The following is a 22,159-nucleotide window of genomic DNA, read 5'->3' on the forward strand; positions in this document are numbered from 1 at the left end:
TTTTAAAAACCTCCTTTGAATAGTTTAATTTTGGTTTTATATATCCTGTCTTGCAAAGCGTATCTTATAGCATCGATGCAGTGGTTATAGCTATCTACTGGCTCATTTATGTATTCGTTCGTCTTCTTATCTTTCTTCCAGGTATAATTTTCAAGTTCTTCAATCAACTTTACGCACCTTTCATCTACTATCCAGTCGTACTGTAAGAGATACTGGATCCCTTGCATAACCGATCCAGGACCTTTCTGCACATCGATAACCCGAGGAATTCCAAGATTTCGCAATTCTTGGTTCGATTTCTTTTCTGCTGAGTCTGCTCTGATTTGCTCTTTAGCATACCCAAGGGCCTTGATACTTTCTGCGATTTTGTCATTCGTCAATCCCTTTCTTACAAATTCCTCAACGACGTATAAACGCTTGTTAGTATCGTCTATTCGTACATGAAGCAAGGCTGACGGGTCATTGATAAAACCGTAGTCAAGACCAAAATAAGCCGGCAGATGCTCCCATTCGCTTTTATTCAGTAACCGCTTCTCGTATTTCGGAAAGACTAGCTTGTCCAGAGTTGCGAACTCACCCAGAGCGTAAATCTTGTAGTACGCTTCATTCCTGTTGGCCAGTTCTTCGATATTCTCGATTGTAACCTGGTCTAAAAAACGATTATCTTTGTATGACGTATGATAAACAACTGTATTTGTTGGCTTCTTCACAAAAAAAGCGTTATACGTCCAGTTTACTTTCGATACCGGGTTAAACATCAAAAAAATTTGCTTATTCAAGTGTTTCTTATCCCTTAAACGCAAAGTCAACTGCGTGTAATCATCTAATGTGAACTCAGAGGCTTCTTCCATAACGACATCAGACACACCCTTGATTGACTTTATTTTCTCTGGGTTGTCCAGCCCTTTGAAAATAAACTGAGCTCCGTTTGGCAATTCTATTCGGTATGCTGAATTGTTGACCTTGCACTTGTCGAGTAACTGCCAATTATCCAAACATTGTTTCATATCCTCAAAAATCGAGTCATACACAGTAGATCCAACTTTACGCAAGAATAGAACCTTGCGTGGATGCTTCCAATCTTGGCAAGCCTTATATACTACTTTCTGAATAACCCCATGGCTCTTTCCGCTTGAAGCTCCACCGTAGTGAACTTCGGTAAAAGTTGAGTAATCGTTAAGCTTGTCGTAGATATGCTTATTAAAAACTCTGCTAGGATATTGAATGACAATATTGATTTTCGGCCTAGTCTTCGTCAGCATCCCAATCACCTACCTTAATTTCGATCACTCGTTTATTAGCTATATCACTATCTAGTGTTCTTTCGTCACGTTTATTTCTAATCTGCAAAGCTTTAATACGCTCTTTTTGTTCTTTCTTATCAAGGTTATCTTTAGCATCTGTTGTAGTCAGCTTGCTAATTTGTTCAAACGCTCTAACGTTACCTTTCATAGCCTTCTGCATCATAACCATAGCTAGAGCCATTTCATTAGTTGAGTCAAAACCTAATTCTTCAAGTTGTTTCTTCACGTTTGGACTTGCAACTTCGGCTTGCAGGATTGTCTCAAAAGCCTTTTTTAGGTTCGCTTTTTTTCTACGAACTTTGCCTGAAGCCACTCCCGCTTTTTTTGCATTTTCTCGGCGTTCGCTCGGAGTTCGTTCTGAATTTTTTATCAAGTTTTGCTCATTAGCCATCGCCTCACTTCCTTTTCAAAAAAATAGAATCAATTCAATTTAACAGCTTCTCTTCCTGTCTCTTTTTCCCAACGTCTGATAATCAAATCGACGTATTTGGGTTCTAATTCATTGATATAACACGTCCGTCCTAGCCTCTCGCAAGCGATAAGAGTTGAACCGCTTCCTCCGAAAACATCCAAAACAACGTCGCCTTTCCGAGTTGATGACTTGAGCATAAGCGCTACTAGCGCGAGTGGTTTGGAAGTTACATGTCCACCTGCGCGCTCTCTCTCATCCCCACTCGTTCTACTAAAATGTAATACATTATTGAAATTCGCATGTGTCGCGTCAAAGAAAGCGCGGGTCGCGTAGTAGTCCTGTTTGATACGGTCGTAGTCCTGTTTGATACGGTCGTAGTCTGCCGTCCATTCTTCACCATAGTATTCAGCTAGTTTCTTGTAATGTTCAAACGGTATGAGCGACCATTGGGATTTTGTAAACCAATGCGAGTACATTGTTACACCTGTTATCTCTTTCAATTTCTTCGATGTCAATCCTACGCGCTCAGCGGCTTCTGCTAGCGGCTTCCTGATTGCCTCGTAGCCTTCGAATTAATTATTCAAGTTCGTGTTAAAACCTTGGACACCTTTCATGACAAAAAGACACTTTTCATCTGCTATTGGGTACATTCTGGCGTACTTCGACATTTGACCTTGAGCATTTCCTTTGTCCCAGGTCAGAAGGTTTCGGAAGGTGATTTCCTGCGTTTTTTTCATCGGACGCAAGATATTGCTGTATAAATCCATGAGTGGCTCGTCTATCCCCCAACAATACCAGCTCCCAACTTCTCGCATAGCGTCGAACGTGATGGGGACCCATTTCTTGTTGAATTCTAATAAGTCATCGTAATTCAAATTATCATTTCGCACCCCATCCTTTTCCTTTTTCATTCCATAAGGAGGATCTGTGTAGACTGTGTCAACCTTGACACCATCTAGCAACTTCTGAATATGCGTCGCATCTGTGCTATCTCCACAAGATAGTCTATGCTCCCCTAATTGGAAAATATCGCCTGGTTTAATGTTTGTTTCTCGTAATTCCTCGTCATATTCATCTTGTTCTACGTCTTCGATATCTTCTTCTATTTCTTCAATATCTTCAAAATCAAAGCCAAAATCTTCCATATTGATATTCGTGATATCTTCGAGTTCTAACTCTAAAATTTCCATATCAAAGCCTGAATTCATCGTCAACTTATTGTGGGCCAAAATGTACGCTTTCTTTTGCTCGTCAGTCAAATGAGATAGACGAATAACTTCGATATCTGTATAACCAAGTTCAGACAACGCTAAATACCTGCCATGTCCTTCGATGATAACGTTGTTTTCATCGACTGCTATCGGGTCATTATTCCCAAACTCTAGAATAGACTTCTTGATCTGTTCAATCTGTTCACGAGGATGTAGCTTCGCATTATTCTCATACATTTTGATTTTATCTATAGCTAACAATTCAATTTTCATCATTTCCTCCACAAACAAAAAAGCCACACGCTTGTGTGACTTAATGAAGACCTCTCTGCGAATTAAAATCGCAATTGGAACGACAGGACTCGAACCTGTGACGTCTCAATTTCCTAAACAGGACTTAATCCGTCTACCATATAACCATTAATCAGCATGAGACTACTGCTTTAAGCGAGTGACTTTTGACAACTTATAGTTTATTATCTTGTCCACAAATATTCCTACTTGTATCACTCATGCACGATTGGTTAGACCAATCACTCCTTACATCGCAAACTACTAAGCCATTTTTCAATTAACGAAGACCCCGCTAAAAGTCTAAGCTGCTTTACTCTTTGACTTTACTCTTATCCTTGCGAGACTTGAGCAGGCAATCTAATTGCCGAAGTACACTTTCGTTTGTGACGGGCGATGACTTTTGCTTTTTTGAGTTTTTTTCTATCTTGAATAGCCTTAAAATATAAAAATCATCTTTCATCTATCACAGACACGCATCGCCATGTGTTTCATTCTCTTTTGAAGAACAAAATGCACAGCGCCTGCTTGTTATCGATTGTTTTGCGGACAATCGACTCACCTTACATACTTTTGGGAGGCACCCAATTTTTGTAAGATATGGTATTAAGCTCTTGTTGCACCTCGAACCAAATACCTCTTTCCTCTTATAGACTCGTTTCACAGCCAAACTGCCACGTTTGCATTTCCTCAGCACCTTGCCGTTGGAATCTTTCTGCTTTAACTTCGCCCACCTATTCCAAAACTGAAATAGTTAAGATTAAATTGCTTAGATTGACCATTGCTGGCAGGAAGTTTGATAGATTTAAAAACATCCTTTTCCTGAGTTACCACAGATTATCTAGGCTAAGCCCTAAAAGTGCAAGGCGACTACTACCTCGTTTGTTAATTAGAAATAAAATTTCTGATTTTTTTGTAGTCTTTAACGGCGGTGTTCGGAGTCGAACCGAATAAAAGAAGCTTATTAAAATTAGGAGACAAAACCACTTACCCGTCACCGCCTTAGAGAGGCCGTAGCCTCGGTTTTCATAAAGGAGTATCATTTGCTTCAGCATTTGATACTACCATTCTAACAGATTTTTAGAACCGTGCCGTCCCAAATAGTCCCATTTTGAACCTATAACATCAGATGACTTCTTCCAGGGCTAAAATAGCCTCGTTTTTTAATCTGTAATAGGTTGTACGGCTCATTTTTAAATCATAGCAAATACTATCAGCCGTACCTTTATTGATATAAGTCATCCTCAGGATTGTCCTATGCTTTGGATTAGTCAGCTTGTTAATCATGCGGCCTAGTTCCAATTTGCGATTGATTGCAACATTAGTATCTTTCTCAATTTCATCCTTCATCGTGATAAGTTGAACATATACATCATCAACTTTTCTGGTCTGACTGCTCTTAACCTTCGCATCGGCCCACTTAGGACTTGAGAGCAGACCAGCCTCAAGCTCGTTGATTTCGTCGATACGACTCTGGATATCCATGTCAAGATTTTGCAATTCGCTTAAAAGCTCTTTAGCCTTCACTCTCTATCTCCTTTTGTGGTATAATAATATTATTGAGATTATAGCTGAGACAGAGAGTGTCTTGGCTTTTTTTATTTTTCCCCGACAAAGACGTTCATCGGCAGATTGAAATAAGTAGCTACATCTTCAACGTTGTATAAATCAGGCACAGCCTTTAAATTCTCCCAATTCGAGATTGTTGCAGTTGAATAACCTAACTTATTTCCTAATTCTTTCAAAGTAATCTTATTGTCTTTTCGTTTTTGCCTTAGCATGAATGCAAATAACTCGCATTGTCTTTTGGTTAGTGGTTGTTCATAGTCCATGTTCCATCTCCTCAATCAACCAATCAAGGTTCTTGCGTGCTTTCTTCAGGTCTTCAAGACCGTTTTTCTTCTGGAAGCGTAACATATACTTGATTGCGTTGCCCCAGTAAAATCCTTCTACTCCTTCTAATCCAAAAGCAAAATTCTTAACAACTTCAATGGCTTCAAGCCCGAATTTCCCCTTATAATGGCTAGGGTTGTTGATTTTATCAACATCGTTAAATTCTTCCAAAACTTGTTCATAAGATTTTTCTTTCATTTTAATTCCTCCTCATAAAAATCATATCATTGTCAAAATTCCAAGGATGATGTTGAATTTCTTCTTTTCCGACAGGTATTTTATAATGATAGACCACTGCTCTAATCAGATGAAGCGGTCTGTCTAATTGGCATGCTATTTGTCTACAGCTCATACCCATTTCCCCAAGTGTTTCTATATCGTGTTTTGACACATCCCATTTCTTTCTTCTGTGAGGTAGTCCTAGTTTGTTCGCTTTTATAACCACTGCATCTAAACTGCGATTTAATATTTTAGCTAGCTGGTTTAAATCTTGAACTTTTTGATAATAGCGCCGTAAAATTCTTATTTCTTCATCCTGCCAATGTCGTTTTGTAAACTGGCCTTTTCCTTTGTTTATTATCTCAGACTTACATCGGACAGAACTAACTGTACGACCTAAAAATTCAGCGACCTCTTCAACCGTACTCTCATTATCGTTGTGGGCTAGTAAAATATAATCAACCTCATCTTCTGTCCATCTACGTCCTGCCATAATGTTTACTTGCCCCATGTAAATAATACGTTCCATCTTTTCGCTTGTTGATGTAATACGTGTACTGCCCATCCGGACTAGCGTAGGAAATCTGCTTCTCTCCTCCCCAACAACCATTGTCGCGCATCATATGGCAATGCTCCATAATCCATTCTACGTCAGGCATCTAGTAACTCCTTATTTTCGTAGATGTTGCCGATGATTTCTCTATCGCCAGCTATATGATACAATCTCTCAAAATTATTGTATCTGATTAAACTATTAGTCCACATTCCTAAATCAGTTCTGTACTCGACTACACCATTCAACAATCCATTTTTTGTACCAAGAATATCCCCCTCAAAGATTTCCTTGCCGTTTTTGTCCTTGAAGCCTGTTGATTGCATGACGACCAGATGATCAACAAAAACATAATCTGGACTAACAAAGACAGAGGATTGGTCAACTACTACAACCTGTCCACTTTCTGTTATTGCGAAAGTATCTTTAAACATCTCTTTATTTGTGGTATCCCACGCTCTAAATTTTGGCATCATAATTTCACCTCATCTCCAATTCTAAACTTGTTATAGACTTCTTCCGTAACCACGAACACCCCGTAATCACGAATCGTAAGCGTGTATAGCTTTCCATGTCGTCCTTTCTCGACAACCTTACCGAATATCTCGGCGCCTGCGTTATCAGCTTTATAGATAACCATCGGCTTCTTCTTTTCTAAATCTCGAATCCTGTCCATCTGCCAGATGTTCAACCCAGCAGATAGCAGGATCCAGCCAGCGATAAATCGTTTCATTCTGTAACCTCCCCTTTTAAATATTTATTTTACCAAGATCGATCGTCGATAAATAGCGTTTTACAGTCTAAGCATAGCACGACGCTGACCGGTTTCAATCGACCGGTCGAATTATCGAAATGTCGCCAATCAGTATGGTGATGTACTGAAGACGTTGAATTACAATTTGGGCAGAATAGTTGCTTCATCCTTCCACCTCTTCAATCTGTATCCCTGGGCAATCAAACACCCAGCCGAAGCCATTCGAAGCTACTTCCTTTTTCGTGAGTTCATAGCACTGTTCTGAAAAATTAGTCCCTTTTGTAAAAAGGAGTACTACGGGAGAAAAATGTCCATATTTATCAGATACTCCTGCATTTTGGTTGATGAGATATAAGTCCCCGTCATTTCGGTTTAGAAGTGTAATTTTATATTTTTTCTCCTCAACCTCGTAGCCGTCAAGCCATGCACGAGCGAATGTTTCTTGGTTTACAAAAGCACCATCCGCATCAACTTCCGTCAACCAATCATCAACCTCATTGCTCACATACACTTGCGATATCGCTTGTCTTATACTTAATCCTCTTTTACAGTATTCAATCCAATCCGCCACAAACTGAGGTACTTTGACTGGTTGCGGTTCGTTTAATAACTTTATCAATTCCAACGTTGTTAATTTATCAATCTTAGGTCTAAGGCCACTGCAATCTACTGGTAACTCAATAACTGCTTTAATCAATTCCTGCTTATTCATCTTCCAACTCCTTCACTTTATGTCTCAGTTCTTCGTTCCTCTTGATTGATTGCTTGTAGCCTTCGGGTAACGTCTGTTTTAAACTCATTATTCCACCTTTTCGAGTTTGACTCGATACAATCGCTCTCCTCGATACTTGCTCTCAAGCTGAGCCTTGCATTTAGCAGCATCTCCCTCTTTCTTAAAGAAGTGGGTCTCATCTACCATATTGTCAAAATATAGTGTTACAGTATAACTCATATTTCTACCTCTCAACTTATCTTATGGCTTTCCAGGCCTCCAAATTCGTGGCCATGGTTTACGAAATACGAACCAATCAGAATGGCATCAGCCTCGTCGTCTTTGACGTTCAGGTTGAATTCATCCGAAACCTTAGCAACGGCCTGCAGCTTCATTGACTTCTTGCTACGGTCTTTGTAGCTGAACTCCCAATACTTGCGCCAGGTCGACACATTCACGAAATACACATTATCAGCAACCAACCGTCCAAGAATAATTCCTGTCACAATTCCAATACTGATCATAGATTGTTGATTTGGCCCCATGACCGAGTTCTTCTCGACCACAATCGATTCAAAATGACAGTCGTACTTCTGGAGCGCTCTCGATTGAATTGCTCGCAATTCGCTAGCCATGAAGCGCCCACGTTCAAAGAACGATTTACTTTTATGTTTTAAGACACCACTCTGGACAAGGTCAGAGCCGTGAAATACGGCCCATCCTGTCGCAGTAGTTGAAACGTCTAACGATAATGTCAGAGATTTCATTGCAGTTCTCCCTTGATACCGCAAAGATCAAAGAGATTCCTCTTGTTGTTTTCTATGAACTCAAAGAACTTCTGAAGCTCAGCCAAATTCCGTTTCTCTGCCTTGACTCCTAAGCTAGAATGGTATTCTGTTGGCTTCTTCGGCGTCGCCTTAATATCTAGCCAGTAGAGAGGCTCGAACACGTCGCCACTTGTATCAAGAGAAGCATCTGCGTCCGTATTTCTGAAATGCATCTGCATATCATATTCAATTTTATTTGTGATCGTGATGGTCTTGTCCACGATTTCGAGTGTGATAGTTGTTCCTGGGATGTCGATTTTATTTAGCATTTATTCCTCTCCAAAAAAATGCGACTGCCTTTGTGTGTGAGTTTGGCTAAATACGGGCAGTCGCTCGTCCAAGGTCACATGACCTTTACTGACGTGTTTCTAGTTCGCAGTTTTACAAGAATACACGGCTTGTTTAATTTTGAGTTGTTTCCAAAATGGAAACAGTTGGTTTTGGGTTATTTTGATTTTTCAACAGCAAACATATCCTCGAATTCATCTGTCTGCTCTTTGAACTTCATCGGGCTGTCCCCTCTGAAATAAAATCCATTGTCATCCAATTCGCCTTTGACTCCTGTCGCCCAAGACAAGAAAATTGAGCCTTGGCAGTCAGGACAATTCATAAAAGTAAAGTAAGGTGGGACTTTCCACCGCTTCGCACATCCGCAAAACGGGCATTGCAAATCAACATCTACCTTCTCACTTGGTTTCTGCGAAACCGCTGTACTTCCGATAAATTTTTCTGATAACTTGTCCTTTACTTTTCTGATATCGACAGCATCAATTTCAGTTAATTTCCGCTTGAATTCATCATCAATTTTTAAAACAGTCCCCGCACTCTCAGGCTCTTTCTGAGTTAAATCCTCAAGGATTTCATCAGCCCCTGTAACCATCTGATAGGCTTTGAATAATGTTTGATAATCAAGTTCCTGCGCTCGCTCAAAACTCAATTTTACGTCATCTTGTTCAATGTAGATTTTCATTTTTCCCCCACTTTTTCAAATTTAACAATCATTTTCAATCCAGTTGTTCGCCGGATTTCCTTGTCTGAAGCACCCTCTTTCAATAGCTTCAGAGCAACATCTTCCATGCTACGAAATGAGCCGATGTACTCATCGTATTCCCCGCATGTTTCGCAGTAATCTGGCTCTTCGTAGCAATCTAGAGTGTACCGGCCGCCTAGGTGGTTTTCGTAGAGATAGATCACTAGAATCCTCCAATCAGATCGTTCAGAGTAACGACTGCATTTAGTTTCTTCTGGCTTCTGCAGTAGTCACAATGCCCGCAATTTGTAGGCTTCTTTTTGCCCTGAATCACGTCCCAAACTTCGACGATTTCGGACTTGATTTTTTCCAAACCTTCCTCAAGCCATTCATCATCGATTTTCAGAATTTCACGGTCTGGTACGGTTTCTTTGCTGACTGCCACGATGTAAGGTCTAAAATCCTTACCTGTCATTTGTTTTAAAAGTTCACGATACAGACCAAGCTGCCCATGATACCCAAAATTCAAAATGTTATTGACTGCAGCGGGAACTCGCTTCTTGAGTTCTGCGCTCCATTCTTCGGCATAGATAGACTTCATGGTTTTTAAATCCACAAAGTAGCCACGGCTCAGATTAACACTATCTAGCTTACCTTTGACTGGCACTCCTTCAATTTTGCCATAGACAATCAATTCTTTTTGAACTTCATCCGATGAGTAGCCATGATACAAGCGGTTGAAGCCTTCATCGTCTTTTAGGCTCTCAATCATCTTGTCGCCAATTAGAAAATCGGATTTGAGGTTTCCTTTATTTTTTCCAGTCTTGGCAAGTAGCTTCTCGCCATTTTCATCCATGAACTGCTGATGCGCTTCTGGACTTTCGAAATAGCTGTGAACGTAGTTTCCGAGGAGCAAGGGCGTTTCATCCCTCTCCTCGGTCCATTCGCTACTATCCAAAGCGAATGCCTTCGCTTGGCATTGCTGATACCGTTTGAAGCGTGAGTTGGTCAACCAGCTTGTGTCTCGGTAGTAGTTCTCTTGTGTTAGTTCTTCCATGGCTACTACTCCTTAATATTGGTCGTATTCCCCTCAAAGAAGCTGAACTCTTCCAAAACTTCGCCCGTTTCTTCGTCAAAATCTGGGATCTCATCTGCTGGGTATTCGGTAGAAGCTACCTTGTCAGGATTTGCCGTTTTTTTAGCCGTTTTTGGGGGTGTTTTGGTTTCTGCGGTAAATTCTCCATCTACCACATTATCGCTCTCTGTGGGCTCGCTAGGAGTTCCTAGGATACCGTCCAATGTTTCAGCAACTGGTTCTTGAGTGACGTCTTTGATTTCGTTCTTGTTTGAAATTGTACTGTCTGTGTTATCTGCAGCGATAGCTTCCTGCAATTCAGTAGAAAGAGGGGCGTAGGTTGAAAGCATGTGCTTTAATACAGTTTTACGAGCCATGGCATCAAAATCAGACTGCCATGGACTATATTTACTAGAGAATGACTGACTGTACTTCTTGCCGTGAGCTTGGACTCGTTCTTTGGTCCAAAAGACAGTCTTTTCAAAACCATTAGCCAATCGCATGAATGCAAAGTAACCAACGACTTTTTCGTTTTCTTTTGGAATAGCAGTCATGTCCACTTCAAGATCTTCAGTCAGAGGATTAAACCCTTTATACTGGCTTTCGTAGACCTCTCCAGCGTTTAAACGTGTGACTTGTCCGCTTCGTTGTGCAAGCTGAATCAATCCTTTATACCCAACTTGGAACTGCGCCTGGTTCTTGTAAGGTACGATGTACGCATAACCAAGACTAGGTTCGATTGGCAAGTTAAGGACTGCAGCTTTCATAGCAGCGGTCATGATGCTTTCATTGGTAGCTTTAGCTAGTAGGTTGTTATTTGTTACGATGCTAAGTAGACTGGCCACGAATTGCTGACCGTTGCCATTTACCACTTCTGAAAATTTCTGTTTCACTGCTGGTGAGTTAAAAAATTGTTTGTGTGTTAGTTCGTTTGTCATTTCTTTCTTCCTTTCGTCTTCTTAAGGTTCCAATTCTCACGTTTTATACGTCTGTTTTCGTTTTGCAATTTTAAAATAATATTTTGTTGTTCGTTGATAATTTCTCCGAGTTCTCGGCCGAGATGCATATACTCAGATCTCCAATTGTCGATTTCTTCGTGTAGCTCCTGAATCATATTTCATCACCTACATATCGATACTGACCACATCCAATATAGATGTACTCGCTAGGGTCAAGTTCTTCTCGTGGTTCAGGCGGTTGCATCATATCTCTATCGTAATCAAACATGAGCGTACACCTTCCCAAGTTCCAGAACTCGCTTCACATATCTGGCCTTTGACGTTAGCCCGAGATCCAGCAATTCGTTTTTTTCTTCATGATTAGCCAAAAGCCATACACGGTTTTCGAGTTCAATCTTGGTCATCTTCCTGCTCCACTTCTTCATCTTCGTTGGCTTCAACTGTGATTTCTAATCGTTCCATGGCTTCATCTACCGACTTGCCGTCTAAGACGTCCTTGATCATGTGACTTACATCGTGCAACGCTTTAGCTTTAGCTCTCCCTTTTTCACTATCAGGCACTAATCCGATGTCTTGCATAAGTAGGAATGCTACGCTTGCGTCGTGCATTGCTTTCTGAAGTTGTTTGATTTTTTTGATTGTGCGAATTGCTTTAAACATATTTTTCTCCTTGTTCTTTTTCTTTATAAACTGCCAACTGTCGCTTTAAATCATAGTTTTCTTGCTCGAAAGCAAAGCGACGCTTGCGCTCTTCAAATAGATCGTTCATGAGTTCAATCGCTACCTCTCGCCAATCAAGGTTGACTGATTTAATAACCCCTTCAAGTCTGAGTTTTAATTTAGTAAGTAATTTCATTAAGCTACATCCTCCTCGTTAGATCGCTTGTTCATGCCTAGAATGATGTCATAGTACAAATGACCAGCAGGGATGACATATCCTGTTAGATCTTCAACGATTGAGCCGTCTGCCATAATGTTTACAATTTTTGGTTTCCATTGCTCTTTTTTATTTTTCATGTTATAATTTCCTTGAATAATTTTGTTGAGCGCCTGATTGCCGTCAGGTGCTTTTTGTTATTTTGAGAATGTATAAACACATCCCTGCGTTGCGTAATTCATCAACTCGTTCATTTTTCTTGTGAATTGATAATCGTCTGTTTTCAGCAATCGCTCTTTCAGCAAGCTAGATAGTTGATAGTAATTACTTTCAAAATCATCTATCTGCTGCTTCCGTTCTTCTTTTGTCAAAATGGTAAGGTCCTCCTGTCCTCTGCGCTCTCTGGATATTTAAATATTAAATCCTTCGCGCCCTTCGCAACCCTACTAATAAGACTCGAATCAAACACTTGTTTCATACCATCACCATTAAGGTTGGTTGTGAAAATCGTCTTATCCCTTGCATCTAGCAGAGTGTATAAGAAATCCTTCTTCCATTGAGTTTGATCGCCCTTCCCAAAATCATCCAGAATCAAGTAATCAACCTTTTTCAGCAAGTCTAGCCATTCGTCCGTTGTCCGTGCATCTGTTCGATTGAAACCACTTTGAATTTTCTGAAACATGGTAGGAACGTTCATAAAGAGCACGCTCTTAGGATTGTTATTTGCTTTAAAATCGATATTCAACTTCTTAGCAATAGCAATCGCTAGATGTGTCTTTCCTCGGCCTGGTTTGCCAAATATTACCGTATTCCCTTTGCCGTCTTGAAAATAGTGCCTTGCCACTCTAAGAGCGAAGTTCCTCGCTTCTTCATCCGTCTTATTTGAAACCGTGAAGGTCTTAAAACTTGCATCCATCATGTCACTTGGCATCAAGCTATTGCGTGCTAACACGTCGAATGTGCTGCTTAGGATTGTCGAGGTGTAGGCTTCACCGACTTTCTTTGCTTGTTCCCTTGCCATATCTTCACGCTGACATTCAGGGCAAAACGTAGGCTGATAAGGCCCTTTCCGCCCTTTAGCCTTGACTGGTTGTTTGAGCGTCCACATGAAGCAAGAGTGTTTCTGGCAAATCTCCTTCTCATTCACATAGTGGATAGGCTCAAGTCCTAATTTTTGCATTCAACACCCTTTCTAAAACGGTAACGGATCGTCGTATTCCTGGAATACAACTCTGTCGCTTCCTGCGTTTGTTCTTCTCGTAGGCTTCTGCCTATTTTCGACCAACTCAGCAGTGACCAGACCTTTCTGCTTCCAGTCCCTCAAGATGCTGCTGAGATACTTGAAATAAGGCTTACCATTGCCTACACATTCCTTGATTGCTAACTTAATGACTTCTTTGCTATGATCTTGCAAGAATGACTTCAAATCCTCAATTTCAAACGGTGTTGGATAACGACCGAACTCTGAAAAAATCCAATCGTGAACAATTCCTAAATCATTCTGTGGTGGTGCGTCCTCTATTCTATATAAAGAGTTATCACCAGCACCATCTGGTTCATTTAGTCTTGATATATTAGTCTTGATATTATCAGTCTTGATTGACTGTAATTTTTCCAGTTCTTGACCTGTATTTTTTACAGTTCCGTACTGTAATTTTTCCAGTTCTTGACCTGTATTTTTTACAGTTCCAGAAATATATAATCGATTAGGTTTATTTACTCCTTGTCTTTCTTCTTTAATCAATCCGAAGTCTTGTAGTTCTTTCTTTGCTTTAATTACAGTTTTTTCATTGCAATTAAGCAATTCCATGAACTGCTGGTTTGTAAAGTAGATAAAGACATCTCCGTTTTTGTCATGCCATTTATTTTGAACAGACAATGTACGTCTATCAAAAATCAGCATGTACATAACTTTCGCCCTCAGACTCAAATTCTTGTATTCTTCATCCAGTAACCACTGCGGAAACTGATAGAAAGCGTTGTTCTTTACTTCGCTTATTTTCAATCATTCTTTCTCCTTTACTCTTCAAACTTTTCCCACGACTCGCTGATTCGCAACTTCTTATTAATACGAAGCTTCAAGTCATCGCTCCCTTTTCCATCTTTCAGCAACTGCGTGATGGCTGATGGACTAACACCTACAACAATGGCCAAGTCCGTCTGCGACCATCCACGTTGTTCAATTCGCTCTTTCACAAGCTCGACCCATTTACGATGTTGTTGGCTCATGCGACCTCCTCCTTTTATTTTTAATAGAGTTAAAGAGTTAGTAAATTATTTTATAAAACGCTTGACAGTTTTTAGCGTATCTGCTAAAATGAAAGCATAATTAAAAACCTTGATAAAACGTTATATCTATCAATTTTCTTGCTCGCCAAAGCTATTTATTTTTAGATAAGTTTTAACTTCGTTTTTTACTAACTCATTAACTTACAAAAACTATTTTAGCGTAAACGCGAAATAATGTCAACTACTTTTTGCGTATTTTGTAAAATATTTTTTGTCATGTCTTAGAAAGGCTGATAAATCAATGTTTTCTACTTTTGAAATCGTAAAAGATTTATGTGAAAAACAAGGGATTTCGCTAAATGCTTTAGAAGATAAGCTAAAGCTAGGCAAGAATTCTTTGTATGGGTTGAAAAGGAATCAACCGTCTGCTGAACGGCTGCAACAAATCGCCGACTACTTCAACGTATCCACTGACTATTTGCTTGGACGGACGGATAATCCTGCTATTGCTAACGCAAAAGAACAATTCTTTTTTGAGGGCAAAGAGGTGGATGTTGAAGAGCTCGCTTCTACTGCTATGCGCTTCAATGGTAAACCGCTAACTGAAGAAGACAAAAAAGCAATTCAAAACATAATAGAGATTTATCTTAGAAAACAATAATAAAGGTCGGATTGTTTATGACTGAAAAAGAATTTTCTCAAAATCTAGGTATAGATATAGAGATTTTTGAAGATGGTCTATTTCCAGATGAAGCTTTTTACATTCCAGCTCTCAAAACTATGTTTTTGAGCGATTCTATATCTGATGAAAAAAGGGTACAAGTCGCTTTACATGAGATAGGCCATAGAGGTCACACTCCAGAAGCTTATCATCTCTTTAGGGAGAAATGTGAGCTGGAAGCTAATAGAAATATGATTCATCATCTTATGAAAGCTGAGTTGGATATAGCCGAAGACGCCAATGCATTTAATTATCTAGTATTTATGGAAAAGTATAATTTAAAAACCATTGCTGATGAAACAATGGTCAAAGAAGAATATTTAGCATTGGTGAATTAGAAAAGTAAAAAATATGTGCAACAACCGAACCACAATAAAAGCTGTTAGGAGGTTTCTTATGAAACAAGAAAGTAAAGTTTTAGGGATTTTAGCCATTGTTTTCGGAGCAATCGCTCTTCTAGGTTCATGGGTCCCGATTATCAATAACATATCGTTTCTATTCGCTATCATAGCCCTTGTATTCGGTATCGTCGGTCTCTTTGTTAACAGAAAAAGAACAAAGACACTCGCTATTATCGGTACTATTATTTCAGTAGTATCAATAATTATTGTCCTTGCGACTCAAGCTATGTATGCTAAATCTCTCGATAAAGTTAGTAAAGATGTAGAACAAGCAGTTAGTTCAGCAAGTTCTTCAATCGAGTCTTCTCAAAAAGAAAAGGACGCTAAATTTAACTGGACAAAAGAGCAGTTTGATGCACTTGTGACTGGTGATATTGCTAATAGAGGCGCAGGTGGTTCTAACTATGACGATATTGTTAAAGAACACGGTGAACCAAACGATACTACGACGAGCACAGTTAATGATCACGAAAACAAAACAATCTCTTACACTTCGATTGGTACTAAATACAAGACTGTTATCCTAACATTTGCAAAACAAGATGACGGAACTTTCTTGTTGATTACTAAAGTTGGTAACGGTTTGGAATAAAAAAACAACAAAAAAGCCCCACGCTCTCAAACTTTGGCGAGTCTGAGCGTGAGGCAATTAGGATAGTAAAAGGCATTAAAAAGCCCTTTTTACTATACCCTATTTTATCAAAAAGGGGGTATAAAATCAATGAAATCAACAAATAAAGTAGCCATCTATGTCAGAGTATCCACTACCAATCAGGCAGAGGAAGGATACTCGATAGATGAGCAGATAGACAAGCTAGAGGCTTACTGTAAAATCAAAGACTGGACGGTCTACAAGGTATACACTGATGGAGGTTTCTCAGGTTCTAACACTGACAGGCCAGCGCTAGAGAAAATGATAAAAGACGCTCAAAAAAAGAAATTTGATACAGTTCTAGTCTATAAACTAGACCGTCTCAGCCGTAGTCAGAAAGATACACTATTCTTGATTGAGGATGTATTCATCAAGAATGGTATAGAGTTTTTAAGTCTGCAAGAGAATTTTGACACCTCTACTCCTTTTGGAAAAGCTATGATAGGGCTTTTGAGCGTGTTTGCTCAGCTTGAGAGAGAGCAAATCAAGGAGCGCATGCAACTTGGCAAGATAGGACGTGCCAAGGCTGGAAAATCCATGATGTGGACTAAGACCTCCTATGGTTACGATTACCACAAAGAGACAGGTACGGTGACCATCAATCCAGCCCAGTCACTAGCTATCAAGTTCATGTTCAAGAGCTATCTATCAGGTAGGTCTATCACAAAATTAAGAGATGACCTAAACGATAAATTTCCCAAAGAAATACCTTGGAACTACAGAGGGGTCAGGATGATTTTAGGAAATCCCGTATACTGTGGATATAATCAATTCATGGGAGAAATATACAAGGGTACTCATGAACCTATTATCTCTAAAGAAGATTTTGATAAAACTCAGGAAGAACTCAAAATCAGACAAAGAACTGCGCTTGAAAATAATAACCCTCGGCCATTTCAAGCCAAGTACATCCTATCTGGTATTAGTCAATGCGGCTATTGTGGTGCGCCCTTAAAACTATTGATGGGAATGGTCAGGAAGGACGGCACTAGGTTCATCAGGTACGAATGCCACCAGAGACACCCTAGGAAAACTAAGGGCGTGACTGTATATAACAATAATGAAAAATGTGACTCAGGATTTTACGAAAAAGATGCCCTGGAAAACTATGTGCTGACAGAGATTAGTAAGCTACAAGATGATACTGGTTATCTAGATAAAATATTTTCAGGGGACAATGCTGAAACCATAGACCGTGAGAGCTACAAGAAACAAATAGAGGAGCTCTCGAAGAAACTGAGCAGACTTAACGACCTCTATATAGATGACCGCATTACTCTTGAGGAGTTACAGAGTAAGTCGGCTGAATTTATAAGCATGAGGGCGACTCTTGAGACTGAACTGGAAAACGATCCAACACTCAGGAGGGACAAAAGAAAGGCCGATATGAGGGAGCTGCTAAACGCTGAAAAAGTATTTTCAATGGATTACGAGAGACAGAAGATACTAGTTAGAGGAATTATAAATAAGGTTCAAGTCACGGCTGATAAAGTTGTCATCAGATGGAAAGTATAAAGAATTTTAGTGACCAACATTTCTACCAGTGTAAAAGCTTTTGCCTTGGCTTTCTTTAATTTCATCAACATTTTTTTCATCTAAAAATTTACCTCCATATTTTGATACATAGGCAGCAACATAGCTGCGTACAATAAAACGATTAGCAGAGCTACAAAAATAAAGACCAGGGGTTGAACTAAGTTCATAGTACGATTAACTCGAGTAAAGAAGGATTCCCACGTTTTTTCTGCATAGATTTCCAATTCGCTTCCCAACTTGGACTTGACCTCTCCATATTCAATGATTAGTCCCAACTCTCTTCTAAAAAAAGGATAATTCCGCACAACCATAGAAAATTCATGCCCATTTTGCAAGGACAGGGATAAATCATGTCCGATTTCCTTAAAAAGAGGATTTCCTTGCTCCTGCATCATCTGAAAAATCTGTGATAGCTCCAGACCTTGACCAATCATATTACCCCATTCTCGAGCATAATAGGCCGTCAGATAATACTGAACAAATACACCTAGAAAGGGAATTTTAGCTAGAAAAGAAAAGACTTGTATCTTCTTAGATTTTCTGTAAAATATCAGTCCTGTTAAAGATGCAAGACTTAGTGTTAGAGTAATCCCAAGAAAAATCTGTGGTAGATTGCTAATCACTAAGGTAGCTATGTTGCTACTATCCAGTTGAGGCAAGAGATAATTTCGCAAACCCATCATAATGAGCAGTAAGAAAGCTAGCAAAATAAGTGGGTAGGTCGCAACTTCAATTAACTTCTTCTTGACCTTAGCAAGATTATCCAAATATTCTTCAATTTTCCCCAAACTCAAATGGAGATTTCCATGAACTTCAGCCAATGAAAGTTGCGTGACAATCGCACTCGAGAAACCTAAATGACCCATCATTTCCGAAAAAGACTTTCCCTGCGCAAGTCCTAGTCGCATCTGCGATACATATTCCTTTTCCAACAAGAGACTTCTATCTAGAAAGGAAATGATTTCTACCAGATGAAAACCACTCGAAAATAAATTGTTAAAGAGAGTGATGATTTTCTTCTGCTTACTGGTAGCTAATTTTCTCCGTTTCAGCTTGAAGGGCAGTGATATGTCCTTCTTTAAGAAGCTGGTCAATTTGTCCATTCCACTTTTCTGCCTGGTGTTCTTGATAATTTCCATTTGCAAAATCAATAATTCCTCCTCCTCCGATTAGTCTCTGGTAACAAACACCTTGTAAAACAATTGCAAGTTCATCTTCACTAACACCAAGTTCTAAGAGGCGCTCATAAACCCCACGAACACTCTTGGCATGGATTGTCGAGAATACCGTGGCACCTGTCAGACTAGCTCGTACAACAGCACGGGCTGTTTCACTATCTCGAATTTCTCCAATGATTAAAAGATCTGGACGATGTCGTAGGGAAAGTTTTATCAAGTTTTCATAGCTCAGTCCGATAGCTTCATTGAGCTGTAATTGAAGCATCTCTTCCTGCTTAATCTCGACCGGATCTTCAATAGACATGACCTGTTGTCCCTTAAACAATGACTTGGCTAATTCATGCATCAGAGTTGTCTTCCCACTTCCTACGGGGCCTGCAAAAAGATAAAGCCCACGTTGCCTAAAGCCCTTTTCCAGTTCCTTAAGGTCCTGAAACCAGAAGCGCAACTCTTGTTCTTGATCATGCAAAAGCCGGATAACTAGACTCTCATAACCACGATAATCTCCCACCGTCGATAAACGTAATGAAGAAACCTTGTCTCCATGCTGATAATCACAGGAACCAAGCTGACTACGGCGTTTTTCTCCAACGTTCATCCCCGCAATAAACTTAAAATGACTAATGACAGCCCCCAACTTTTCAAAGTCATAGGTGTTAATCAAATGTCTCTCATCTCCAACTCGCATATGTAGCTCATAAATCTTTTCTTTAGGAACAAAATAGATGTCCTGAGCTCCTTGTTTTTTGGCCAGTGTAATCAATTCTTGTGCAAGTGTTTGTACCATATCTTCCTCCTCACTCTTATTATTCGAAGAAAATATAAAAAAAGAAGAAACAACTTCATTAAAAAGTTGTTTCTTCTTTTTTTATGCGACAAGTACGGTGGATTTCTAAACCAGTCTGCTTTTCGTAACCAGGTCTAAATTTTTCATCAGGAATGACTTGACCATCTTCCAACAAAGCCAAGGAATGATATTGCTGAAGAAATTCATCGCATTCTTCACACCAGCGTTTATCTTCTGGATCCCAAAAAATAGTCATCAAATCTCCTCTACTTTTGTAAAGGGGAATCTCCTTTTCTAACTCAAACCAACAAGACTTATAATATTTCAAGGCGTCATAATAGTTATCAAATTTTTTGCTCGCAATGACGTCGTCTTCCCAGCCTTCTATAAACCACCACGGTTCAAAATCTCCGTACATTTTTATAACTCGATACATAGTTTAACTTCCTTTGTACCGTATATTATAGCGAAATTTTAAGAACAATGAAAGAAATTTGCTCGTTTTCAACAACAACCTTAGAATATTTTTCTTCGACTAAATCAATCTATAAATTATCAAAATAAAAGCAGCAACTAAGACTAGTCACTGCTATATATTTTTATGCTTGATAACGTTTTTCACCATCAAGGTAAGTTGCTACCAATTCCAAATCCTTATCAAGAACGATAAAGTCAGCATCATAGCCTTCACGGATTTGTCCGCAAACGTCATCAATATGAACTGATTTTGCTGGGTTCAGACTAGCCATCATGACTGCTTCATGAGGATTTGCAATTCCCCACTCAACAACATTTTTCAAACCATCTTTAAGTTTGAGAATGGAACCTGCCAAGTTACCTGTAGATTTAAGGCGAGCAGTCCCATTTGCAACTACAACTGGAAATTCACCTAACATATAATCGCCATCTTGCAAACCACCTGCTGTCATACAGTCAGTGATAAGGGCAATATTTTCAGTTCCTTTTTGTTTAAGAAGAATTTCGCAAGCCTTAGGATCCACGTGATGACCATCACAAATCAATTCTGCATAAGTGTGTGGTAATTCATACATCGCACCAACCATACCAAGTTCGCGGTGTGTTAAGCCACGCATTCCATTATAGGCATGAACCCAAACACTAGCCCCGGCATCAACAGCTTTTTTAGCTTCATCAAAGGTAGCATTAGAGTGACCAAGAGCAACAGTTACACCTTCACCAGTAATTGTACGTACAAAATCCTCAACACCTTCACGTTCAGGTGCAAGAGCAATTTTATTTAGAAGACCATTAGCAGCCTTCTGCCAAGAGCGGAACTCATCCATACGTGGATCTTTCATATAGGCAGGATTTTGAGCGCCCTTAAATTCTTCGGTGAAGTAAGGTCCTTCAAAATAAATCCCACGAATCTTAGCACCAGATGCTTCTTGATAGCGTGCACCAATGTTTTCAGTAACAGCCAGCAATTGTTCGTATGATGAAGTTAGTGTAGTTGGTAAGAAACTAGTAACACCTGTGCTAAGAAGGCCTTCACTCATCGTATGAAGTGTACCTTCGATATTATTATCCATAACGTCGACACCACCAAAACCGTGAATGTGTGTATCAACTAGACCCGGTGCAATGCTGTAACCAGAGTAGTCTAAAATTTCTGCATCATCCGAAATCTCTTCAACGTGCTTACCAAACTTGCCATCAATAAGTTCCAAATAACCTCCACGACGAATACCATGTGGATAGAAAAATTGATCAGCTTTAATATACTTAGGCATAATGATAACCTCCTTAAGAAATAATCTACTATTTATTATGTCAATTACATTATAAACCTTTCAAAACAATTTGTAAATGGTATAGACCTTTTTTAGTGAAATTTTAATAAATTGTTCAACAAAAAAGACAAGGTCTAAAACCTTGTCTCTAAAACTATACCGGCGGCCGGGGTCGAACCGGCACGTCCTTGCGGACACTGGATTTTGAGTCCAGCGCGTCTGCCAATTCCGCCACGCCGGCAAATAGTAACTGGGGTAGCTGGATTCGAACCAACGCATGAGGGAGTCAAAGTCCCTTGCCTTACCGCTTGGCTATACCCCAATAATATAAAATAGGCGAGTGATGGGGATCGAACCCACGCATGCCAGAGCCACAATCTGGTGTGTTAACCACTTCACCACACCCGCCATAATTTTAAAACACGGGCAGTAGGAATTGAACCCACACTGAAGGTTTTGGAGACCTTAGTTCTACCTTTAAACTATGCCCGTAGTTAAGGTTATGGAAGGGGAGGGATTCGAACCCCCGAACCCGAAGGAGCGGATTTACAGTCCGCCGCGTTTAGCCTCTTCGCTACCCTTCCAAAATATTTAAATGGCGCGAGACGGAATCGAACCGCCGACACATGGAGCTTCAATCCATTGCTCTACCAACTGAGCTACCGAGCCTTATTGCGGGAGCAGGATTTGAACCTACGACCTTCGGGTTATGAGCCCGACGAGCTACCGAGCTGCTCCATCCCGCGTTAATAATAAAGGAGGATGTGGGATTCGAACCCACGCACGCTTTTACACGCCTGACGGTTTTCAAGACCGTTCCCTTCAGCCGGACTTGGGTAATCCTCCA

Annotated in this window: 33 protein-coding genes and 8 tRNA genes; 4 read left to right on the top strand and 37 right to left on the bottom strand. The window is 39.9% G+C overall.

All coding sequences use genetic code 11. From position 1 onward, the window contains the following. Nucleotides 1-2 precede the first annotated feature (2 nt). From ADH90_RS04730 to ADH90_RS04840, 25 genes are all read right to left on the bottom strand, one after another. Nucleotides 3-1,262, bottom strand: coding sequence for a PBSX family phage terminase large subunit (locus tag ADH90_RS04730; RefSeq protein WP_049530179.1), 1,260 nt, complete (start codon nucleotides 1,260-1,262; stop codon nucleotides 3-5). Further along, the gene (locus ADH90_RS04735; RefSeq protein ID WP_049530180.1) at nucleotides 1,246-1,695 is read right to left on the bottom strand and encodes a hypothetical protein; all 450 of its coding nucleotides are present in this window, start codon (nucleotides 1,693-1,695) and stop codon (nucleotides 1,246-1,248) included. Before ADH90_RS04735 ends, ADH90_RS04730 begins: the two co-directional genes overlap by 17 nt. Nucleotides 1,696-1,724: 29 nt before the next feature. Then, entirely contained in the window at nucleotides 1,725-2,192 is a 468-nt protein-coding gene (locus ADH90_RS04740; protein ID WP_049530181.1) for a DNA methyltransferase, read from the bottom strand. Nucleotides 2,193-2,288: 96 nt separating this feature from the next. Next, the gene (locus ADH90_RS10580) at nucleotides 2,289-3,200 is read right to left on the bottom strand and encodes a site-specific DNA-methyltransferase (RefSeq protein ID WP_053092373.1); all 912 of its coding nucleotides are present in this window, start codon (nucleotides 3,198-3,200) and stop codon (nucleotides 2,289-2,291) included. 1,143 nt (nucleotides 3,201-4,343) lie between these two features. After that, nucleotides 4,344-4,703 (bottom strand): DUF1492 domain-containing protein, encoded by a 360-nt coding sequence (locus ADH90_RS04750; protein WP_049530209.1) that lies wholly within the window; start codon nucleotides 4,701-4,703, stop codon nucleotides 4,344-4,346. Between the two features lie 113 nt (nucleotides 4,704-4,816). Then, the gene (locus tag ADH90_RS04755; protein ID WP_049530182.1) at nucleotides 4,817-5,050 is read right to left on the bottom strand and encodes a helix-turn-helix domain-containing protein; all 234 of its coding nucleotides are present in this window, start codon (nucleotides 5,048-5,050) and stop codon (nucleotides 4,817-4,819) included. Next, entirely contained in the window at nucleotides 5,040-5,309 is a 270-nt protein-coding gene (locus ADH90_RS04760) for a DUF3310 domain-containing protein (protein ID WP_049530183.1), read from the bottom strand. The genes ADH90_RS04755 and ADH90_RS04760 overlap by 11 nt, the downstream gene beginning before the upstream one ends. A 1-nt stretch (nucleotide 5,310) precedes the next feature. Further along, nucleotides 5,311-5,859, bottom strand: a complete 549-nt coding sequence (locus tag ADH90_RS04765) for a GcrA cell cycle regulator domain protein (protein WP_239681986.1) — start codon at nucleotides 5,857-5,859, stop codon at nucleotides 5,311-5,313. Nucleotides 5,860-5,981: 122 nt separating this feature from the next. Next, the gene (locus tag ADH90_RS04770) at nucleotides 5,982-6,359 is read right to left on the bottom strand and encodes a YopX family protein (protein WP_049530184.1); all 378 of its coding nucleotides are present in this window, start codon (nucleotides 6,357-6,359) and stop codon (nucleotides 5,982-5,984) included. Beyond that, nucleotides 6,356-6,616 carry a DUF1372 family protein gene (locus ADH90_RS04775; RefSeq protein ID WP_049530185.1) on the bottom strand — a complete coding sequence of 87 codons (261 nt, stop codon included), beginning with the start codon at nucleotides 6,614-6,616 and terminating at the stop codon, nucleotides 6,356-6,358. The genes ADH90_RS04770 and ADH90_RS04775 overlap by 4 nt, the downstream gene beginning before the upstream one ends. Before the next feature lie 184 nt (nucleotides 6,617-6,800). Further along, nucleotides 6,801-7,349, bottom strand: coding sequence for a DUF1642 domain-containing protein (locus ADH90_RS04780; RefSeq protein WP_049530186.1), 549 nt, complete (start codon nucleotides 7,347-7,349; stop codon nucleotides 6,801-6,803). Nucleotides 7,350-7,436: 87 nt separating this feature from the next. After that, on the bottom strand, nucleotides 7,437-7,589 hold the full coding sequence (locus ADH90_RS11380; protein WP_162837477.1) for a DUF7204 family protein: 153 nt from the start codon (nucleotides 7,587-7,589) through the stop codon (nucleotides 7,437-7,439). A gap of 11 nt (nucleotides 7,590-7,600) precedes the next feature. Beyond that, nucleotides 7,601-8,116 (bottom strand): phage protein, encoded by a 516-nt coding sequence (locus tag ADH90_RS04785; protein WP_049530187.1) that lies wholly within the window; start codon nucleotides 8,114-8,116, stop codon nucleotides 7,601-7,603. Then, entirely contained in the window at nucleotides 8,113-8,445 is a 333-nt protein-coding gene (locus tag ADH90_RS04790; RefSeq protein WP_049530188.1) for a hypothetical protein, read from the bottom strand. Before ADH90_RS04790 ends, ADH90_RS04785 begins: the two co-directional genes overlap by 4 nt. A gap of 176 nt (nucleotides 8,446-8,621) precedes the next feature. After that, nucleotides 8,622-9,146 carry a hypothetical protein gene (locus ADH90_RS10810; RefSeq protein WP_049530189.1) on the bottom strand — a complete coding sequence of 175 codons (525 nt, stop codon included), beginning with the start codon at nucleotides 9,144-9,146 and terminating at the stop codon, nucleotides 8,622-8,624. A gap of 223 nt (nucleotides 9,147-9,369) precedes the next feature. Further along, entirely contained in the window at nucleotides 9,370-10,203 is an 834-nt protein-coding gene (locus ADH90_RS04805) for a PD-(D/E)XK nuclease-like domain-containing protein (protein ID WP_049530191.1), read from the bottom strand. Between the two features lie 5 nt (nucleotides 10,204-10,208). Further along, nucleotides 10,209-11,159 (bottom strand): recombinase RecT, encoded by a 951-nt coding sequence (locus tag ADH90_RS04810; protein WP_049530192.1) that lies wholly within the window; start codon nucleotides 11,157-11,159, stop codon nucleotides 10,209-10,211. Beyond that, on the bottom strand, nucleotides 11,156-11,335 hold the full coding sequence (locus ADH90_RS11565) for a hypothetical protein (protein WP_049530193.1): 180 nt from the start codon (nucleotides 11,333-11,335) through the stop codon (nucleotides 11,156-11,158). The genes ADH90_RS04810 and ADH90_RS11565 overlap by 4 nt, the downstream gene beginning before the upstream one ends. Before the next feature lie 235 nt (nucleotides 11,336-11,570). After that, nucleotides 11,571-11,840, bottom strand: coding sequence for a hypothetical protein (locus ADH90_RS04820; protein ID WP_049530194.1), 270 nt, complete (start codon nucleotides 11,838-11,840; stop codon nucleotides 11,571-11,573). Then, a complete protein-coding gene (locus ADH90_RS04825; RefSeq protein WP_049530195.1) occupies nucleotides 11,833-12,036 on the bottom strand; it encodes a hypothetical protein in 204 nt (67 codons plus the stop codon). The genes ADH90_RS04820 and ADH90_RS04825 overlap by 8 nt, the downstream gene beginning before the upstream one ends. Then, nucleotides 12,036-12,197 (bottom strand): BOW99_gp33 family protein, encoded by a 162-nt coding sequence (locus tag ADH90_RS11385; RefSeq protein WP_162837478.1) that lies wholly within the window; start codon nucleotides 12,195-12,197, stop codon nucleotides 12,036-12,038. The genes ADH90_RS04825 and ADH90_RS11385 overlap by 1 nt, the downstream gene beginning before the upstream one ends. A 57-nt stretch (nucleotides 12,198-12,254) precedes the next feature. Further along, complete coding sequence (locus ADH90_RS11390; protein WP_162837479.1) at nucleotides 12,255-12,428, bottom strand: hypothetical protein; 174 nt, start codon at nucleotides 12,426-12,428, stop codon at nucleotides 12,255-12,257. Beyond that, nucleotides 12,425-13,237: an ATP-binding protein gene (locus ADH90_RS04830; RefSeq protein WP_049530196.1), complete on the bottom strand. Its 813-nt coding sequence runs from the start codon at nucleotides 13,235-13,237 to the stop codon at nucleotides 12,425-12,427. The genes ADH90_RS11390 and ADH90_RS04830 overlap by 4 nt, the downstream gene beginning before the upstream one ends. Nucleotides 13,238-13,249: 12 nt before the next feature. After that, the gene (locus tag ADH90_RS04835; RefSeq protein ID WP_049530197.1) at nucleotides 13,250-14,062 is read right to left on the bottom strand and encodes a replication initiator protein A; all 813 of its coding nucleotides are present in this window, start codon (nucleotides 14,060-14,062) and stop codon (nucleotides 13,250-13,252) included. Between the two features lie 14 nt (nucleotides 14,063-14,076). Next, entirely contained in the window at nucleotides 14,077-14,286 is a 210-nt protein-coding gene (locus tag ADH90_RS04840) for a helix-turn-helix domain-containing protein (protein WP_049530198.1), read from the bottom strand. Nucleotides 14,287-14,587: 301 nt separating this feature from the next. On the opposite strand from ADH90_RS04840, the gene ADH90_RS04845 reads away from it, so the two are divergent. The 4 genes from ADH90_RS04845 to ADH90_RS04860 all read left to right on the top strand — a co-directional run bounded on the left by ADH90_RS04845 (nucleotide 14,588) and on the right by ADH90_RS04860 (nucleotide 17,575). Further along, on the top strand, nucleotides 14,588-14,947 hold the full coding sequence (locus tag ADH90_RS04845; protein WP_049530199.1) for a helix-turn-helix domain-containing protein: 360 nt from the start codon (nucleotides 14,588-14,590) through the stop codon (nucleotides 14,945-14,947). A gap of 17 nt (nucleotides 14,948-14,964) precedes the next feature. After that, entirely contained in the window at nucleotides 14,965-15,345 is a 381-nt protein-coding gene (locus ADH90_RS04850; protein ID WP_049530200.1) for an ImmA/IrrE family metallo-endopeptidase, read from the top strand. 58 nt (nucleotides 15,346-15,403) lie between these two features. Next, on the top strand, nucleotides 15,404-16,000 hold the full coding sequence (locus ADH90_RS04855; protein ID WP_049530201.1) for a DUF308 domain-containing protein: 597 nt from the start codon (nucleotides 15,404-15,406) through the stop codon (nucleotides 15,998-16,000). 129 nt (nucleotides 16,001-16,129) lie between these two features. After that, entirely contained in the window at nucleotides 16,130-17,575 is a 1,446-nt protein-coding gene (locus tag ADH90_RS04860) for a recombinase family protein (protein WP_049530202.1), read from the top strand. A gap of 80 nt (nucleotides 17,576-17,655) precedes the next feature. On the opposite strand, the gene comGB is transcribed toward ADH90_RS04860, so the two are convergent. The 12 genes from comGB to ADH90_RS04920 form a co-directional block, all read right to left on the bottom strand. After that, nucleotides 17,656-18,699, bottom strand: coding sequence for a competence type IV pilus assembly protein ComGB (comGB, locus tag ADH90_RS04865; protein WP_080982622.1), 1,044 nt, complete (start codon nucleotides 18,697-18,699; stop codon nucleotides 17,656-17,658). Beyond that, on the bottom strand, nucleotides 18,620-19,561 hold the full coding sequence (comGA, locus tag ADH90_RS04870) for a competence type IV pilus ATPase ComGA (RefSeq protein ID WP_049530204.1): 942 nt from the start codon (nucleotides 19,559-19,561) through the stop codon (nucleotides 18,620-18,622). Before comGA ends, comGB begins: the two co-directional genes overlap by 80 nt. Before the next feature lie 58 nt (nucleotides 19,562-19,619). Next, complete coding sequence (locus ADH90_RS04875) at nucleotides 19,620-19,997, bottom strand: DUF1033 family protein (protein ID WP_007555701.1); 378 nt, start codon at nucleotides 19,995-19,997, stop codon at nucleotides 19,620-19,622. 163 nt (nucleotides 19,998-20,160) lie between these two features. After that, a complete protein-coding gene (gene nagA / locus ADH90_RS04880; protein ID WP_049530205.1) occupies nucleotides 20,161-21,312 on the bottom strand; it encodes an N-acetylglucosamine-6-phosphate deacetylase in 1,152 nt (383 codons plus the stop codon). A gap of 157 nt (nucleotides 21,313-21,469) precedes the next feature. After that, nucleotides 21,470-21,553: transfer RNA gene (locus ADH90_RS04885), tRNA-Leu, on the bottom strand. 9 nt (nucleotides 21,554-21,562) lie between these two features. Next, a tRNA-Gln gene (locus ADH90_RS04890) sits at nucleotides 21,563-21,634 on the bottom strand. A 13-nt stretch (nucleotides 21,635-21,647) separates the two neighbouring features. Beyond that, nucleotides 21,648-21,720: transfer RNA gene (locus ADH90_RS04895), tRNA-His, on the bottom strand. Nucleotides 21,721-21,733: 13 nt separating this feature from the next. Next, nucleotides 21,734-21,804 (bottom strand) — tRNA-Trp (locus ADH90_RS04900). Nucleotides 21,805-21,815: 11 nt separating this feature from the next. After that, a tRNA-Tyr gene (locus tag ADH90_RS04905) sits at nucleotides 21,816-21,896 on the bottom strand. Between the two features lie 12 nt (nucleotides 21,897-21,908). Beyond that, a tRNA-Phe gene (locus tag ADH90_RS04910) sits at nucleotides 21,909-21,981 on the bottom strand. A gap of 3 nt (nucleotides 21,982-21,984) precedes the next feature. Next, nucleotides 21,985-22,058: transfer RNA gene (locus ADH90_RS04915), tRNA-Met, on the bottom strand. Nucleotides 22,059-22,068: 10 nt separating this feature from the next. Continuing rightward, a tRNA-Ser gene (locus tag ADH90_RS04920) sits at nucleotides 22,069-22,158 on the bottom strand. Nucleotide 22,159 lies beyond the last annotated feature (1 nt).

The sequence above is a fragment of the Streptococcus pseudopneumoniae genome (assembly GCF_001073085.1).
GTDB classification, from domain to species: domain Bacteria; phylum Bacillota; class Bacilli; order Lactobacillales; family Streptococcaceae; genus Streptococcus; species Streptococcus pseudopneumoniae_M.

Excerpts from the sequence above, each read along its gene's own strand:
- ADH90_RS04780 (WP_049530186.1), bottom strand. The coding sequence starts at position 7,349 with ATGAATAAGCAGGAATTGATTAAAGCAGTTATTGAGTTACCAGTAGAT.
- nagA (WP_049530205.1), bottom strand. The coding sequence starts at position 21,312 with ATGCCTAAGTATATTAAAGCTGATCAATTTTTCTATCCACATGGTATT.
- comGA (WP_049530204.1), bottom strand. The coding sequence starts at position 19,561 with ATGGTACAAACACTTGCACAAGAATTGATTACACTGGCCAAAAAACAA.
- ADH90_RS10580 (WP_053092373.1), bottom strand. The coding sequence starts at position 3,200 with ATGAAAATTGAATTGTTAGCTATAGATAAAATCAAAATGTATGAGAAT.
- ADH90_RS04825 (WP_049530195.1), bottom strand. The coding sequence starts at position 12,036 with ATGAAATTACTTACTAAATTAAAACTCAGACTTGAAGGGGTTATTAAA.
- ADH90_RS04845 (WP_049530199.1), top strand. The coding sequence starts at position 14,588 with ATGTTTTCTACTTTTGAAATCGTAAAAGATTTATGTGAAAAACAAGGG.
- ADH90_RS04830 (WP_049530196.1), bottom strand. The coding sequence starts at position 13,237 with ATGCAAAAATTAGGACTTGAGCCTATCCACTATGTGAATGAGAAGGAG.
- ADH90_RS04760 (WP_049530183.1), bottom strand. The coding sequence starts at position 5,309 with ATGAAAGAAAAATCTTATGAACAAGTTTTGGAAGAATTTAACGATGTT.
- ADH90_RS04755 (WP_049530182.1), bottom strand. The coding sequence starts at position 5,050 with ATGGACTATGAACAACCACTAACCAAAAGACAATGCGAGTTATTTGCA.
- ADH90_RS04820 (WP_049530194.1), bottom strand. The coding sequence starts at position 11,840 with ATGTTTAAAGCAATTCGCACAATCAAAAAAATCAAACAACTTCAGAAA.
- ADH90_RS04875 (WP_007555701.1), bottom strand. The coding sequence starts at position 19,997 with ATGTATCGAGTTATAAAAATGTACGGAGATTTTGAACCGTGGTGGTTT.
- ADH90_RS04810 (WP_049530192.1), bottom strand. The coding sequence starts at position 11,159 with ATGACAAACGAACTAACACACAAACAATTTTTTAACTCACCAGCAGTG.
- ADH90_RS04840 (WP_049530198.1), bottom strand. The coding sequence starts at position 14,286 with ATGAGCCAACAACATCGTAAATGGGTCGAGCTTGTGAAAGAGCGAATT.
- comGB (WP_080982622.1), bottom strand. The coding sequence starts at position 18,699 with ATGGACAAATTGACCAGCTTCTTAAAGAAGGACATATCACTGCCCTTC.
- ADH90_RS04785 (WP_049530187.1), bottom strand. The coding sequence starts at position 8,116 with ATGAAATCTCTGACATTATCGTTAGACGTTTCAACTACTGCGACAGGA.
- ADH90_RS04790 (WP_049530188.1), bottom strand. The coding sequence starts at position 8,445 with ATGCTAAATAAAATCGACATCCCAGGAACAACTATCACACTCGAAATC.
- ADH90_RS04775 (WP_049530185.1), bottom strand. The coding sequence starts at position 6,616 with ATGAAACGATTTATCGCTGGCTGGATCCTGCTATCTGCTGGGTTGAAC.
- ADH90_RS11385 (WP_162837478.1), bottom strand. The coding sequence starts at position 12,197 with ATGAAAAATAAAAAAGAGCAATGGAAACCAAAAATTGTAAACATTATG.
- ADH90_RS04850 (WP_049530200.1), top strand. The coding sequence starts at position 14,965 with ATGACTGAAAAAGAATTTTCTCAAAATCTAGGTATAGATATAGAGATT.
- ADH90_RS04735 (WP_049530180.1), bottom strand. The coding sequence starts at position 1,695 with ATGGCTAATGAGCAAAACTTGATAAAAAATTCAGAACGAACTCCGAGC.
- ADH90_RS04750 (WP_049530209.1), bottom strand. The coding sequence starts at position 4,703 with ATGGATATCCAGAGTCGTATCGACGAAATCAACGAGCTTGAGGCTGGT.
- ADH90_RS11565 (WP_049530193.1), bottom strand. The coding sequence starts at position 11,335 with ATGATTCAGGAGCTACACGAAGAAATCGACAATTGGAGATCTGAGTAT.
- ADH90_RS04740 (WP_049530181.1), bottom strand. The coding sequence starts at position 2,192 with ATGTACTCGCATTGGTTTACAAAATCCCAATGGTCGCTCATACCGTTT.
- ADH90_RS04855 (WP_049530201.1), top strand. The coding sequence starts at position 15,404 with ATGAAACAAGAAAGTAAAGTTTTAGGGATTTTAGCCATTGTTTTCGGA.
- ADH90_RS04765 (WP_239681986.1), bottom strand. The coding sequence starts at position 5,859 with ATGGAACGTATTATTTACATGGGGCAAGTAAACATTATGGCAGGACGT.
- ADH90_RS10810 (WP_049530189.1), bottom strand. The coding sequence starts at position 9,146 with ATGAAAATCTACATTGAACAAGATGACGTAAAATTGAGTTTTGAGCGA.
- ADH90_RS11380 (WP_162837477.1), bottom strand. The coding sequence starts at position 7,589 with ATGAGTTATACTGTAACACTATATTTTGACAATATGGTAGATGAGACC.
- ADH90_RS04805 (WP_049530191.1), bottom strand. The coding sequence starts at position 10,203 with ATGGAAGAACTAACACAAGAGAACTACTACCGAGACACAAGCTGGTTG.
- ADH90_RS04770 (WP_049530184.1), bottom strand. The coding sequence starts at position 6,359 with ATGATGCCAAAATTTAGAGCGTGGGATACCACAAATAAAGAGATGTTT.
- ADH90_RS04860 (WP_049530202.1), top strand. The coding sequence starts at position 16,130 with ATGAAATCAACAAATAAAGTAGCCATCTATGTCAGAGTATCCACTACC.
- ADH90_RS04730 (WP_049530179.1), bottom strand. The coding sequence starts at position 1,262 with ATGCTGACGAAGACTAGGCCGAAAATCAATATTGTCATTCAATATCCT.